This is a genomic window from Marinobacter sp. bablab_jr003 (assembly GCF_016464245.1).
GTDB lineage: Bacteria > Pseudomonadota > Gammaproteobacteria > Pseudomonadales > Oleiphilaceae > Marinobacter > Marinobacter vinifirmus.
Window position 1 is genome coordinate 60,518 of sequence record NZ_JADARC010000037.1, and the last position, 13,265, is coordinate 73,782.

11 protein-coding genes are annotated in these 13,265 nt (G+C 60.2%); 9 read left to right on the plus strand and 2 right to left on the minus strand.

What is annotated here, in order from left to right; genetic code table 11:
* Positions 1-6 precede the first annotated feature (6 nt).
* The 5 genes from H3Z84_RS03200 to astD are packed head-to-tail and all read left to right on the plus strand — an operon-like array spanning position 7 to position 4,848.
* Complete coding sequence (locus tag H3Z84_RS03200; protein ID WP_199456246.1) at positions 7-894, plus strand: mechanosensitive ion channel family protein; 888 nt, start codon at positions 7-9, stop codon at positions 892-894.
* Positions 875-1,366 carry an ATP-dependent zinc protease gene (locus H3Z84_RS03205; RefSeq protein ID WP_199456247.1) on the plus strand — a complete coding sequence of 164 codons (492 nt, stop codon included), beginning with the start codon at positions 875-877 and terminating at the stop codon, positions 1,364-1,366. Before H3Z84_RS03200 ends, H3Z84_RS03205 begins: the two co-directional genes overlap by 20 nt.
* A gap of 2 nt (positions 1,367-1,368) precedes the next feature.
* A complete protein-coding gene (gene rimK, locus H3Z84_RS03210; RefSeq protein WP_058091875.1) occupies positions 1,369-2,274 on the plus strand; it encodes a 30S ribosomal protein S6--L-glutamate ligase in 906 nt (301 codons plus the stop codon).
* A gap of 6 nt (positions 2,275-2,280) precedes the next feature.
* Positions 2,281-3,348, plus strand: a complete 1,068-nt coding sequence (locus H3Z84_RS03215; protein WP_199456248.1) for a succinylglutamate desuccinylase/aspartoacylase family protein — start codon at positions 2,281-2,283, stop codon at positions 3,346-3,348.
* A 30-nt stretch (positions 3,349-3,378) separates the two neighbouring features.
* A complete protein-coding gene (gene astD / locus H3Z84_RS03220; RefSeq protein ID WP_199456249.1) occupies positions 3,379-4,848 on the plus strand; it encodes a succinylglutamate-semialdehyde dehydrogenase in 1,470 nt (489 codons plus the stop codon).
* A 7-nt stretch (positions 4,849-4,855) separates the two neighbouring features.
* Here the strand turns inward: astD and H3Z84_RS03225 are convergent, their stop codons facing one another.
* Positions 4,856-5,809: a biotin-dependent carboxyltransferase family protein gene (locus H3Z84_RS03225; protein WP_199456250.1), complete on the minus strand. Its 954-nt coding sequence runs from the start codon at positions 5,807-5,809 to the stop codon at positions 4,856-4,858.
* On the minus strand, positions 5,806-6,495 hold the full coding sequence (gene pxpB / locus H3Z84_RS03230) for a 5-oxoprolinase subunit PxpB (RefSeq protein WP_199456252.1): 690 nt from the start codon (positions 6,493-6,495) through the stop codon (positions 5,806-5,808). The genes H3Z84_RS03225 and pxpB overlap by 4 nt, the downstream gene beginning before the upstream one ends.
* Before the next feature lie 320 nt (positions 6,496-6,815).
* Between pxpB and H3Z84_RS03235 the strand changes: the two genes are divergently transcribed.
* The 4 genes from H3Z84_RS03235 (at position 6,816) to H3Z84_RS03250 (ending at position 13,263) form a co-directional block, all read left to right on the plus strand.
* Positions 6,816-7,793, plus strand: a complete 978-nt coding sequence (locus tag H3Z84_RS03235) for a TAXI family TRAP transporter solute-binding subunit (protein ID WP_058340339.1) — start codon at positions 6,816-6,818, stop codon at positions 7,791-7,793.
* A gap of 79 nt (positions 7,794-7,872) precedes the next feature.
* Positions 7,873-10,068 (plus strand): TRAP transporter permease, encoded by a 2,196-nt coding sequence (locus H3Z84_RS03240; protein WP_199456253.1) that lies wholly within the window; start codon positions 7,873-7,875, stop codon positions 10,066-10,068.
* A 94-nt stretch (positions 10,069-10,162) separates the two neighbouring features.
* Positions 10,163-11,914, plus strand: coding sequence for a sensor histidine kinase (locus H3Z84_RS03245; RefSeq protein WP_199456457.1), 1,752 nt, complete (start codon positions 10,163-10,165; stop codon positions 11,912-11,914).
* Complete coding sequence (locus H3Z84_RS03250) at positions 11,911-13,263, plus strand: sigma-54-dependent transcriptional regulator (protein WP_199456254.1); 1,353 nt, start codon at positions 11,911-11,913, stop codon at positions 13,261-13,263. The genes H3Z84_RS03245 and H3Z84_RS03250 overlap by 4 nt, the downstream gene beginning before the upstream one ends.
* Positions 13,264-13,265: the final 2 nt, after the last annotated feature.

The window sequence follows — 13,265 nt, forward strand, 5'->3', positions numbered from 1 at the left end:
GAGAAGGTGCTTGAAACGTTACAGACAACCATCGCACAGGTGATCGGAAGTATTGCCTGGGGCAAGTGGCTTTCGGCGGGCTTTTTGCTGGTGCTGGGTATTGTGCTGGCCACCTTTGTTGCCCGCAGTGTCGGCCGCCTGGTAGAAACCAGGACAACCCGCCATCACCAGGTGATGATCCGGCGGGTGTTCTTTTACCTGGTGTTCCTGCTGTTTGCCGTTGTCGCGCTCAGGGAAGCTGGCTTCTCTCTGGAAGTGGTACTGGGCGCCGCAGGTATTCTCACGGTCGCTATCGGCTTTGCCTCCCAGACCTCCGCCTCCAACATCATCAGTGGCCTGTTCCTGGTGATGGAAAAGCCGTTCGAGATTGGTGACACCATCGAGGTGGATGCCACCATCGGGGAAGTGGTAGCAATCGACCTGCTCAGCGTAAAGCTCAGGACGGCCGACAACCTGTACGTGCGCATACCCAACGAAACCCTCATCAAAACCCGGGTGATCAACCGCTCCCGCTTTCCAATCCGCCGGATCGACCTGGTTCTGGGCATCGCCTACGCGGAGGACGTGGAAAAAGTGCGGGATTTGCTGCTGGAACTGGCGCAGCAGAACACTGTGTGCCTGGAAGAGCCGAAACCTTTTGTTCTGGTTACCGGGTTTGGAGCGTCTTCCGTCGATTTACAGTTCTCCTTCTGGGTGCCCAGAGGAGAATTCCTTGATGGCCGGGGCAGCATGATGATTGCCGTCAAAAAAGCCCTGGACGAGCACGGCATCGAAATACCTTTCCCCCATACCAGCGTGTATGCCGGTAGTCATTCCGAGCCCTTCCGGGTGCAATTGATGGCCCCGGAACAACAAAAAGATAAGGATTCCCCGGATGTCGACAGAAACGACTGAAGTGATCAAAACCACTCCGCCCACCGAAGCTGAAAACAAGGTGTCTCTTGGCTGGCGCGAATGGGTGGGCCTGCCGGACCTCGGCATTGGCCGGATCAAGGCCAAGGTAGATACCGGCGCGCGCACCTCGTGCCTGCATACTTTCCGGACGGAACCCTACACTGAAAACGGCGAGCGCCGGGTGAAGTTCTGGGTGCATCCGATACAGAACGACCTGCACCACGTGGTGGAGTGCGACGCCCGGGTGCTGGATGAACGCACCGTGTCGGATTCCGGTGGCCACAAAGAACAACGGCTGGTGATCGCAACCACCCTGGTACTGGGTGACCAGAGCTGGCCCATTGAAATGACCTTAACCAACCGGGACTCCATGCGGTTCCGGATGTTGCTGGGGCGTACTGCCATGGCGGGGCGAACCACCATTTATCCCGAAGCTTCTTACCTTGCCGGCAAGCCGGCACCAAGGAACTGATTATGAAAATTGCGGTACTGTCACGAAACCGTCACCTCTATTCCACTCGTCGCCTGGTGGAGGAAGGCATCAATCGTGGCCATGAAGTGAAGGTGATTGACGCGCTGCATTGCTCCATGAACATCACGTCTGCCAACCCGCTGATCCATTACCACGAAGAAGTGCTGGAAGACTTCGACGTGGTGATTCCCCGGATTGGTGCCTCGGTCACCTTCTACGGCACAGCCGTGCTGCGCCAGTTCGAGATGATGGGGGTGTTTCCGCTGAACGAATCGGTGGCCATTACCCGTTCCCGGGATAAATTGCGTTCCCTGCAACTGCTGGCCCGAAAGGGCGTGGGCATGCCGGTCACCGGTTTCGCCAACAAACCGGACAACGTGCCGGAGCTGCTGAAGATGGTGGGTGGCGCGCCGGTGGTCATCAAACTGCTGCAGGGTACCCAGGGCATTGGTGTGGTGCTTGCGGAAACCCGCAAAGCCGCCGAGTCTGTGATTGAAGCCTTTATGGGCCTGAAAGCCGACATCCTGGTGCAGGAATTCATCAAGGAAGCCGGCGGTGCCGACATCCGCTGCTTTGTCATCGGCGACAAGGTTATCGCCGCCATGAAGCGCCAGGGCGCCGAGGGTGAGTTCCGCTCCAACCTGCACCGGGGTGGCACGGCCTCGCTGGTGCGGATTACTCCGGAAGAGCGCCGCACCGCCATTACCGCTGCCAAGGCCATGGGCCTGAACGTGGCCGGTGTGGATTTGCTGCGTTCCAGCCGTGGCCCGCTGGTGATGGAAGTAAACTCCTCGCCGGGCCTGGAAGGCATCGAGAATGCTACCGGCAAGAACGTGGCAGGCATGATCATCAACTGGACTGAAAAGAACTACAAACCCTGGAAAACCAAGACCCGGGGCAGAGGATAAGCGCGCATGGCAAGAGCACCGTTCGAGATTGCCGGAGTACAGGTAAAGCCGGGTACCCGTGTGACTGTGGAAGTTCCGGTAGCCAAACTCTACACCCACACCCCGCTGCATATTCCGGTGGAAGTGGTGCATGGCCGCCGTGACGGGCCTGTTCTGATGGTGTGTGGAGCCATTCATGGCGACGAGATCAACGGTGTGGAAATCATCCGCCGGGTACTGAAGAACGGCGTCTTGCGGCACCTTCGGGGCACCCTGGTGGCGGTGCCGATCGTCAACATTTTCGGCTTTGTGCAGCGCACCCGCTACCTGCCGGACCGGCGTGACCTGAACCGGTGTTTTCCCGGCAGCGAGAGCGGTTCGCTGGGTGGCCGTATTGCCTACCTGCTGCGCACCCAGATCATGGAAAACGTGACCCATATTATCGACCTGCACACCGGGGCCATTCACCGGTTCAACCTGCCGCAGATCCGCGCCGAGCTGAAGAACCCGGAAACCTCCCGCATGGCAGACGCCTTTGGTGCGCCTATCATTATCAATGCCGGTTTGCGGGAAGGCAGTCTGCGGGCCTACGCCGACTCACTGGATATTCCGGTGATCACCTTTGAAGGTGGCGAAGCCCTGCGCTTTGATGATGTAGTGATTGCCAGCGGCGTAAAAGGCATCATCCGGGTGATGCGCGAGCTGGAAATGGTGCCCGCCAAGAAAGGCCCGAAAGCGCCGAAAAAACGCTCGGAAACCGCTGCGAACTCACAGTGGGTGCGGGCAGATATGGACGGCATCATGCGCCCGGTGGCCAGCCTTGGCCAGAAAGTGCGTAAAGGCCAGAAGCTGGCCATGGTGGCCGACCCCTTCGGCGAAACCGAAGTGGCCATTACCTCGCCCTGTTCCGGCATTGTGATCTGCGTGAATAACCTGCCGCTGGTGAACGAGGGCGAAGCCATCTACCACATCGCCCGCTTTGACGAGCTGGGTGAGGCAGAAAAAGCCATGGACTATTTCCGAAGCTCGTTCGAGAGTGAAGTATCGGAAGATGCAGTGGTACCCGTACACCCGTGGGATGAACTGCAGAAATAGTTGTGATGGCCGCCAAAAGGAGTGCCAGATATGACATTACCGGTTCTTATCAATAACCAGTGGCAAGAAGGCAACGGGCCTTCGCTATCTTCCCTGAACCCGGCCACGGGAGAAGTGCTCTGGCAGGGTAATGCGGCTGATGAGGCCCAGGTGGCGAGTGCCGTAGAGGCCTCCCGGGCGGCCAGTACCGGGTGGTCCCGGGCCGGGTTTGAGCATCGGGTGGCCATAGCCCGCCGCTTTGGCGAACTGCTGGGCGAACATAAAGAAGCCATGGCCCGCTGCATCGCCTCGGAAACCGGAAAGCCCTTCTGGGAAGCCCTGACCGAAGTGGCGGCCATGATGGGCAAAATCGAAATTTCGGTGAAAGCCTACAACGAGCGTACCGGCCAGCGCAGTACCGATATGCCGGGCGCAAAGGCCGTGCTTCGGCACAAGCCCCACGGCGTGGTTGCGGTATTTGGCCCCTATAACTTCCCCGGCCACCTGCCCAACGGGCATATTGTTCCGGCCCTGATTGCCGGCAACACCGTGGTGTTCAAGCCCAGCGAGCAGACGCCGGCCGTCGCCGGCAAAACAGCCGAGCTGTGGCTGGAAGCCGGGTTGCCCGCCGGAGTCCTGAACCTGGTGCAGGGCGCCAGGGAAACCGGCATCGCCCTGGCCAATCATGCGGGTATCGATGGCCTGTTCTTTACCGGCAGCTCCCCGACCGGAGAAATTCTGCACCGGCAATTCGCCGGCAACCCGGGCAAAATCCTGGCCCTGGAAATGGGCGGCAACAACCCGCTGATTGTGGATGACACGGTAGACGTTACTGCCGCCGTGCACGAAACCATCCAGTCTGCCTACATTACCTCCGGCCAACGCTGCACCTGTGCCCGACGGCTGATGGTGCCGGCAGGAGAGTGGGGCGACAACTTCCTGGATGCCCTGGCCCGGGCCGTAGAAGCCATCCAGGTGGGTGGCGCCTTTGACGAGCCGGCGCCGTTTATGGGCAGTGTTATTTCCGAAGCAGCCGCGCAGGGTGTGCTTGAGGCCCAGAGCCGGCTGCTGGAACTCGGTGGCCGTGCACTGGTCGCGAGCCAGCACCTGAAACCCGGCACAGGCCTGCTGTCACCAGGGCTGATTGATGTCACCGCTGCCGTGAATGTGCCTGATGAAGAGATCTTCGGGCCGGTACTTCAGGTTTACCGCTACCAGGACTTTGACGAAGCGATTGGACAGGCCAACAACACCCGTTTCGGGCTGTCTGCCGGTTTATTCAGTGAAAGCCGGGAGCGCTTTGAAGACTTCTACGACCGGATTCGGGCCGGTATCGTTAACTGGAACAAACAGCTGACCGGTGCTTCCAGTGCCGCGCCCTTCGGTGGCATCGGCGCCAGCGGAAACCACCGTGCCAGTGCTTACTACGCGGCAGACTACTGCTCGTATCCGGTGGCGGGTATTGAGACAGACCAACTGGCGTTGCCGGCCAGCCTGTCGCCCGGCCTTAAAATCATTTAAACAGGCTTTAGCGCCGGCTTCCGGTTGCGGTGAAGAAGGAGAGAAACTGTTTCTCCTCGATCTGCGCCTCGTGCAGCGTAACCGGCCGGAACCTGAGCGTTGTGCCCGGTGTTCGCTGGGCCAGGGCATCCAGGCTGCGGGGTGTAACGGCTCCGAGCTTTGGATAGCCACCGATGGTCTGGCGGTCATTGAGCAGCACGATCGGTTGCCCGTCGGCTGGAACCTGGATGGCGCCCTGGCTGGTGCCTTCCGATATCAGGCGCTCTCCCAGCGGTTCCAGTGCCGGGCCTTTCAGGCGCGCACCCATGCGGTCGGTTTGCCGGGTCAGGGTGTAGGGATTGTTGAAAAAGGTGTCGAGAACGGACGCAGGAAAACGGTCGATCTGGGCACAAGGAATCACGGAAAGCACCAGCTCTTCCTGATAGTCCGGCCGCCAGCGCTCCGAGACTTTTCGGTTCAGAACCCTGGCGCTACCCGCGTGGCAGGGCAGGTGGTCGCCTTCCTGCAGTGGGCGACCATCCTGATTCAGGCCTCCGAGGCCCTCTCGCGTAAACGTGGCACAGCTGTTACCCAGCCCCGGCGCTACCTGAAACCCGCCAAGCACTGCCAGATAGCTTCTTATCCCAACCTTCGGTGCGCTGAGGGCAATTCTGTCGCCGGCCTGAATATTGATAACGCTCCAGAGCGGCCGGGACTCGCCGTTAACCCGGCATTGCACTTCTGCTCCGGTAATCGCGATCTGGGTATCAAGGGTAGTGGTGAACTCAACCCCGCCGAAAGTGATTTCCAGCGCGGGCGTGCCGAAGGGGTTATCCAGCAACCGGTTGGCCCAGGCCCAGGCGTTCCGGTCCATGGCGCCGCCAGTCGCCAGCCCCAGGTGCATCACACCCCGGCGCCCGCCATCCTGCAGCAAACTGAGAAAGCCGGGTTTTGTAAAAGTCAGGCCTGGCTGGGTGCTCATATCTGGCCTCCGAGTGCCAGGTATTCCTCCCGGCCGATGGGCCGAAAGCGAACCCGCTGGCCGGCTTGAAGCAGGGAAGGCTGGCCCCGGCCAGGATCAAACAGCGTCAGAGGCGTTCGGCCGATCAGGTTCCAGCCACCGGGGGACTGCAGCGGATAGATGGCGGTTTGGGTATCTGCAATGCCCAGGGTTCCGGCTGGTACCCTGGCGCGTGGCGTTGCCAGGCGAGGCGTTGCCAACTCCGCCGGTACTTCGCCCAGATAGGCAAACCCGGGCGCAAAGCCGATGGCAAACACGTAGTACTCTTCAGCAGAATGCTTCTGGATGACCTGTTCCCTTGATAACCCGGCCCTGGCGGCTACCGAGTCGAGGTCCGGCCCTGTGGAGGGGGCATAGTAAACCGGAATCTCTACAACATCGCCTTTGGCCGCGTTGGTTTCAACCTCGGGAAGCGTTGCTAACGCGCCGGTGATATCCGCTACCAGCGAGGCCAGGTCATCTTCCAGCAAGTTGTAGCGCAGCAGCAGCGTGGTATAGGAAGGCACCATATCGATCAGCCGGGGCCCCAGCCTGTGCGAAAGTGCTCGGGCGGCCCGCTGGATCCGCTCGGTCAGCGCAATATCAATCGCATCACCGAAGTGAAGCGTAATGGTATCAACGCCGGTTACTTCATATCGCCAGAACATTGCGGCTGTTCTCCGGGGGCTTTGGATGGCTCTTTCCATGCGAAGAATACTATCTGACCCCCGAGGGATCACAAAGCCTGTTACCACGGGCCGAGTGTGTTTCAAAGAGCTGAGCTGATGGGTGGAATTCCACCCAAATCGACTTCCATGACGGGTGAGATTTCACCCAACTGATGCCGGCGGCGTCGGTCTCAAAAATCCAACAGTCTGTTTTATAAGTATTTTCCCTGACTGGCCCGCTACTTGCTCCCTTATTTGTCAGCGAGGCCATCAAGGTCTCTCCAGCACCCAACCAACAAAATGAATCGGGAGCATTCTATATGAAACTTCAAACCGTTCTGGCGGCTGCGCTCGCCACCTCCGTTGTTGCAGGCCCTGTGGTTGCCCAGGACCGTGACGGCTGGCCGGATAACTTCACTGTCGGTACTGCCAGTCAGGGCGGCACCTACTTTGCCTACGGCTCTGGCTGGGCGAACTTCGTGGCTGAAAACCTGGGCGTATCCGGCGGTGCCGAAATCACCGGTGGCCCGGTCCAGAACATGGCGCTGGTGCACACCGGTGACCTGAAGTTTGGCCTGACCACCATGGGCCCGGCCCGGGAATCCCGTGACGGCGAAAGCCCGCTGGCTCCGGGCATGAAGATGGACAACGTGTGTGCGATGTTCCCGATGTATGAAACGCCGTTCTCGATTACCGCTCTGTCCAGCTCCGGTATTACCTCCATTTCTGATATTCCGGATGGCGCCACCATTGGCTTCGGTCCTGCAGGTTCCACCTCCGACACCTACTTCCCGCGCATGATGGAAACCCTGGGTGTGAAGTTCGAGCGTCGTAACGGTAGCTGGTCTGATCTGGGCGGCCAGCTGCAGGATGGCCTGATTGACGTGGTGGCCTTTGCCGCCGGTATTCCGATTCCGGCTGTTAGCCAGCTGGAAGTACAGACCGACGTAAACATCATCGGCATGAACGATGACGAGGCGAAGAAAGTGATCGAGAACTTCCCGGTCTCCGAGTTCATCATCCCGGCCAGCACTTACCAGTCCCTGGAGGAGCCGTCCCGCGTGGTGTCCATGTGGAACTTCGCCATGGTGAACTGCGATATGCCGGAAAGCTTTGTGTATGAAATCACCAAGCTGACCATGGAAAACAATGACAAGATGGTGTCTATCCACAAAGCCGCTCGTCATTCCATTCCGGAGAACTACACCAAGAACAACGTGCTGCCCTGGCATCCGGGTGCTGCCCGCTGGTTTAACGAAAACGGTTACACCATCGAAGCAAGCGCCATCAAGCAGTAAGGCCTGAACCCGGGGTGCCTGCATGGCGCCCCGGGACTGGTTGTTCGAATTACCGCCTTACCTCCAGGCAGGACTTAACATGACCAAAGAACACACGCATTCCGAGGGTGAACAGCAACTGGCTGAGAACCTGACGATCAACGAAGACCACCTGCTTGCCCACAACGTGGATGAAGAGCCGGTTGAAGCTAACCGACGCTTGTTCACCGGGTTGCTGCTCAAGTTTGTGGTAATGCTGGCCATCGCCTACTCGGTGTTCCACCTGTACACCCTGAACATAGCGCCCATGGAAACCTGGTCGTTCCGGATTGTGCACGTTGCCGGCGCCCTGGTACTGGGCTTTATCCTGTTTGCCGGCGCCCGTTTTGTATCGGCCGAAGAAGGCCCTGCCCGGCACAAGTGGACCACCTGGATTGGCTGCGCAGCCATGATTCCTGCGTTGTACGCCCTGTACCAGACCTGGTCGTTCAACCAGATGGTCCAGAACGGCACCATGCGTATTCCGGCCGAGCTGGAAACCTGGCACTTCGGCTGGCCGTTGCTGGCGGCCTCTGCAATTGGCATTGTGATGAGCTGGTTCCACCAGCGTGACCGCGCCCGCTTCAGCGTGCCGGACCTGGTTCTGATAGTGTGCTCCGTGGCGGTTGCCGCGTATCTGCTGATTGTCTTTAACACTTCCATGCGGATGACCACCGGCACGGCGTTTGCCCCGGTTGGCATTTCCTTTGCCGCAGTGGCCGGCACCGCGCTGATTATGGAATTGACCCGCCGGGTGGCTGGCCTGGCCCTGGTGGTTATCGGGCTGGTGTTCCTGGTTTATGTGTTCGCCGGGCCCTACCTGCCGGGCTTCCTGGGTTATCCGGGGCTGTCTGCCCAGCGTTTCTTCAGCCAGGTGTACACCGATGCGGGCATTCTTGGGCCCACCACCGCGGTGTCATCTACCTACATCATTCTGTTCATCATCTTTGCGGCCTTTTTGCAGGCCTCCAAGGTGGGTGACTACTTTGTGAACTTTGCCTTTGCGGCAGCCGGTCGCTCCCGTGGGGGCCCTGCCAAGGTGGCGATTTTTGCCTCCGGCCTGATGGGGATGATCAACGGCACCAGTGCCGGTAACGTGGTGTCTACCGGTTCCCTGACCATTCCGCTAATGAAGCGGGTGGGGTACAGCAAGGAATCGGCCGGTGCGGTGGAAGCTGCAGCGTCTACCGGTGGCCAGATCATGCCGCCGATCATGGGTGCCGGCGCCTTCATCATGGCGGAGATTACCGGTATTCCCTATACCGAGATTGCCATTGCCGCGATTATTCCGGCCATCCTGTACTTCGCGTCTGTGTTCTTCATGGTGGACTTTGAAGCCAAGAAGCTGGGCATGCGCGGTATGCGCAGTGACGAACTGCCGAACCTGCGGCTGATGATGCGCCAGGTATACCTGTTTGCACCGATCATTATCCTGATTGTGGCGCTGTTTCAGGGCTACTCCGTGATCCGGGCCGGTACCCTGGCGACCGTATCTGCGGCGGTGGTGAGCTGGATTTCGCCCAACAAGATGGGTTTGAAGTCTATCCTTCGGGCCTTTGAAATTGCCGCCTACATGTCTATCCAGATTATCGTGGTGTGTGCCGCGGCCGGTATCATTGTGGGGGTTATCTCCCTGACCGGTGTGGGTGCGCGTTTCTCGGTGCTGCTGCTGGATGTGGCCGCCCACAGCCACCTGCTGGCACTGGTGTTTGCCATGTTCATCTCGATCTTGCTGGGTATGGGCATGCCAACCACGGCCGCCTATGCGGTGGCGGCCTCTGTGGTAGCGCCGGGCCTGGTGCAGCTGGGTATCGAGCCGCTGACCGCGCACTTTTTCGTGTTCTACTTTGCCGTGGTGTCTGCCATCACGCCGCCGGTTGCCTTGGCGTCTTACGCTGCGGCCGGTATTTCCGGTGCCAATGCCATGTCTACCTCGGTAGCGTCGTTCCGCATCGGTATTGCCGCGTTCATCGTGCCGTTCATGTTCTTCTATAACGGCGCGCTGTTGATGGAAGCCGGCTGGATCGAGATTGCCCGGGCCCTGGTTACCGCTACCTTCGGCGTGTACCTGCTGTCTGCCGGGGTGCTGGGCTGGTTTGCCCGCTCTGCCGCACCGGTTCTGGTGCGCCTGCTGCTGGTAGCGGCCGCGCTGATGACCATCGAAGGCGGCGTGTGGACAGATCTGGCCGGTATCGGGCTTGCGGTGGTGGCGTTCCTGATCCAGCGCAAGCGGGCACCCGGGTTGGCTGCGGCCTGATATGGCAAGGCAAGGGCAGGGCAGCGGGCATGGCGGCCTGTTGTCCTGCCCGGATTCCGGCGCTAGTCTAGAGGCTTTGCCGGAATCCGAACCCATGCTTAACCGGATCAGCATTACGGTTGTTCTGATTGTTACCCTGCTGCTGTCCTGGCTGCTCGGGGGCTGGTTTGGTTACCGGCAACTGGAGCAGGACAGCCTGCAGGAAGCCTTTCGTTATCGCCAGCTGGTGGCCAACGAGCTTAACCGCTACCTGCCGGTTCCTGCCCTGATTGCCGAACACCCCCTGCTGGCGGACGCCCTGAAAGAGCCGGATAACGCCGTTACCCTGCTCCGGGCCAACGAGCAGATGCAGCGGATGGCCACCATTGTGGGCGGCTCCGATATCTACCTGATGGACCTGACCGGGATGACCATTGCGGCCAACAATTTTGGCCAGCCAAATACCTTTGTGGGCAACAATTACGCCTTCCGGCCGTATTTTTCAGAAGCGGTTGCCACCGGCGGCTCCGTGGCCTACTTCGCCCTGGGTAAGATCTCCTCGGAGCGGGGGTTGTACTTTACCAACCCGGTTCGTGACCAGCGCGGCAATATGCTGGGGGTGGTGGCTATCAAGGTTCTGGTACACGAGCTGGAATCCCAGTGGCACCGCCCGGAATCCCGTCAGCAGGCGGAGATGGTGGTGCTGGACGGCGACGGTATCAGCTTTTTGTCCAGCCGGACGGACTGGCTCTACCGGGATTTCAGGCCGACGGATGATGCCGAAGAGAATGCCAGGGTTCGCCAGCGTTATCCCGAGCGGGCGCTGAAGCCCGTTGATTTTGTGGAGCAGGGCAAGCCCTGGGGGCTGGCGGACGAGTCAGCCCGCATCCGGTTAAGGGAAAGTGACAAGCCCGGAACCTACCTGACGGTTGAAACCGGTTTGCCCCGGCTGGACTGGAGTCTGCTGGTGCTGACCGACACCCGGCCAATACTGTGGACCCGCATCGGGTTTATGGCCGGTGGCCTGGCCCTGTTCCTGGCCTGTTTCTTGACCTGGCTGTACCTGCGAGAGCGTTACCGCCGGGAGCGGGAGCTGGCGCTCAGGGGTGAACAGCTGGAGCGCCGGGTTGCCCAGCGCACCGCAGACCTCCGTGAAACCCAGCAGGAGCTGATCCAGGCCGCCAAGCTGGCGGTGCTGGGGCAGATGTCGGCTGGCCTGAACCATGAAATCAACCAGCCCCTGACGGCGATCCAGGCCTATGCCCGTAACAGCCGGAAATTCCTGGAGCGGGGTGCCACCGATATGGTGGATGCCAACCTGGGCGAGATTGTTGGCCTGTGCGACAAGATGGCGGAGCTGATCCGGCAGTTCAAGGTGTTCGCCCGCAAGTCCGAGGGGCCGCCGTCGGTGGTGGACCTGCGCCTGCCGATTGATGCAGCGCTGAAGATTATCCGCGCCCAGAACGCCAGCGAGGGCATCAACATTCGCTGGCAGCGACCGGACAACCCGGTGATGTGCCACGGTGACCTGATCCGGGTGGAGCAGGTGATGGTTAACCTGCTGGCCAATGCGGTCCAGGCGGTGGAAGGCTGCGAGCAACCGCAGATTGATATCCTGGTTGCCGATGAAGGCGACGACTGGCGCTGCGTGGTGAAGGATAACGGCCATGGCTTGCCGGGTAATTCCGAGCAGGTGTTCGAGCCGTTCTTTACCACCCGATCGGTCAAGCAGGGGCTGGGGCTCGGCCTGTCGATCTCCCGGCAGATTGTCGAAGCACTTGGCGGCAGCCTGACCGGCCAGAACCGGGTCGACGGCCCCGGGGCGGAGTTTGTTCTGACACTGAAACAGCGTAAGGCAGAGGGATGACAATACCATCAGTGATTTTTGTGGATGATGACCCGGATATCCGGCCGGTGATGGAGCAGACCCTCACCCTGGAAGATATCCCGGTGGCCTGTTTTGCCGACGGTGCATCGGCGCTGAAGCTGGTGCAGCCGGAGTTCGAAGGCATCGTCCTGTGCGACTACAACATGCCGGGCATGGATGGCATGCAGCTGTTGCACGAGGTACGGAAGATTGATGAAGACATCCCGGTGATTCTGCTCACCGGCCAGGGCGATATCAGCACGGCGGTGTCGGCCATGCAGCAGGGGGCCTATGACTTCATTGAAAAGCCCTTTGACCACGATGAGCTGATCGAACTGCTGCGGCACGCCCTGGAAAAACGGCACCTGGCACTGGAAAACCGGCGCCTGAAGGCCCAGTTGCGGCAGCTGGCCAAGCCCGGGCCGCGGGTTTTGGGTGATTCGCCGGCGATGCAGGCGGTAATGTCGACAATCGGGCCGATCCTGGATATTTCCGCAAACGTGCTGCTGCATGGTGAAACCGGTTCCGGTAAGGATGCCCTGGCCCGGTACATTCACGAAAGCAGCCCCCGCAGTGCCCACAACTTTGTTGCCATCAACTGCGGCGCGGTGCCCGAAAACCTGATCGAGAGCGAACTGTTCGGCCACGAAGCGGGGGCCTTCACCGGCGCCGAGAAGCGGAGGATTGGCAAGATTGAGCATGCCCACCGGGGCACCTTGTTCCTGGATGAAGTGGAAAGCATGCCCATGGCGCTGCAGGTGAAACTGCTTCGGGTGCTTGAGGAATTGCGGGTGGAGCGGCTGGGCAGCAACCAGTCAATAGATGTGGATGTGCGCATTATTGCCGCCACCAAGGCCGACCTGAAACAGCTCAGCGATGAGGGCGCGTTCCGGTCTGATCTCTACTACCGGCTGAATGTGGTGAAGGTGGATATTCCGCCCCTGCGGGAGCGCAAGGAAGACATTCCCACGCTGTTTCACCACTTTGCCCTGATTGCCGCCGCCCGTTACGACCGGGAGAGCGTTCCGCTGGATGCCCGCCAGGCGGCCCGCCTGATGCAGCACTCCTGGCCGGGCAACGTGCGGGAACTGCGGAACCTGGCGGAGCGTTACGTGCTGCTGGGGCCGGCAGCCCTGGATGGTGGTGACAGTTCCGAACAGGGCAACCTGTCCGGGCGTCAGACACTATCCGAGATGATGGACGGGTTTGAACGCACGGCCATCGTCAGCGCGCTCAACGCCAGCCATGGCAGTATCAAAGACACTATGCTTCAGCTGGGAATTGCCCGCAAAACCCTGTACGACAAGATGAAGAAGCACGGCCTGGACAAGGCCCAGTTCAAGGATTAGCG

Excerpts from the sequence above, each read along its gene's own strand:
- H3Z84_RS03225 (WP_199456250.1), bottom strand. The coding sequence starts at position 5,809 with ATGAGCACCCAGCCAGGCCTGACTTTTACAAAACCCGGCTTTCTCAGT.
- astD (WP_199456249.1), top strand. The coding sequence starts at position 3,379 with ATGACATTACCGGTTCTTATCAATAACCAGTGGCAAGAAGGCAACGGG.
- pxpB (WP_199456252.1), bottom strand. The coding sequence starts at position 6,495 with ATGTTCTGGCGATATGAAGTAACCGGCGTTGATACCATTACGCTTCAC.
- H3Z84_RS03235 (WP_058340339.1), top strand. The coding sequence starts at position 6,816 with ATGAAACTTCAAACCGTTCTGGCGGCTGCGCTCGCCACCTCCGTTGTT.
- H3Z84_RS03245 (WP_199456457.1), top strand. The coding sequence starts at position 10,163 with ATGCTTAACCGGATCAGCATTACGGTTGTTCTGATTGTTACCCTGCTG.
- H3Z84_RS03240 (WP_199456253.1), top strand. The coding sequence starts at position 7,873 with ATGACCAAAGAACACACGCATTCCGAGGGTGAACAGCAACTGGCTGAG.
- rimK (WP_058091875.1), top strand. The coding sequence starts at position 1,369 with ATGAAAATTGCGGTACTGTCACGAAACCGTCACCTCTATTCCACTCGT.
- H3Z84_RS03250 (WP_199456254.1), top strand. The coding sequence starts at position 11,911 with ATGACAATACCATCAGTGATTTTTGTGGATGATGACCCGGATATCCGG.
- H3Z84_RS03215 (WP_199456248.1), top strand. The coding sequence starts at position 2,281 with ATGGCAAGAGCACCGTTCGAGATTGCCGGAGTACAGGTAAAGCCGGGT.
- H3Z84_RS03205 (WP_199456247.1), top strand. The coding sequence starts at position 875 with ATGTCGACAGAAACGACTGAAGTGATCAAAACCACTCCGCCCACCGAA.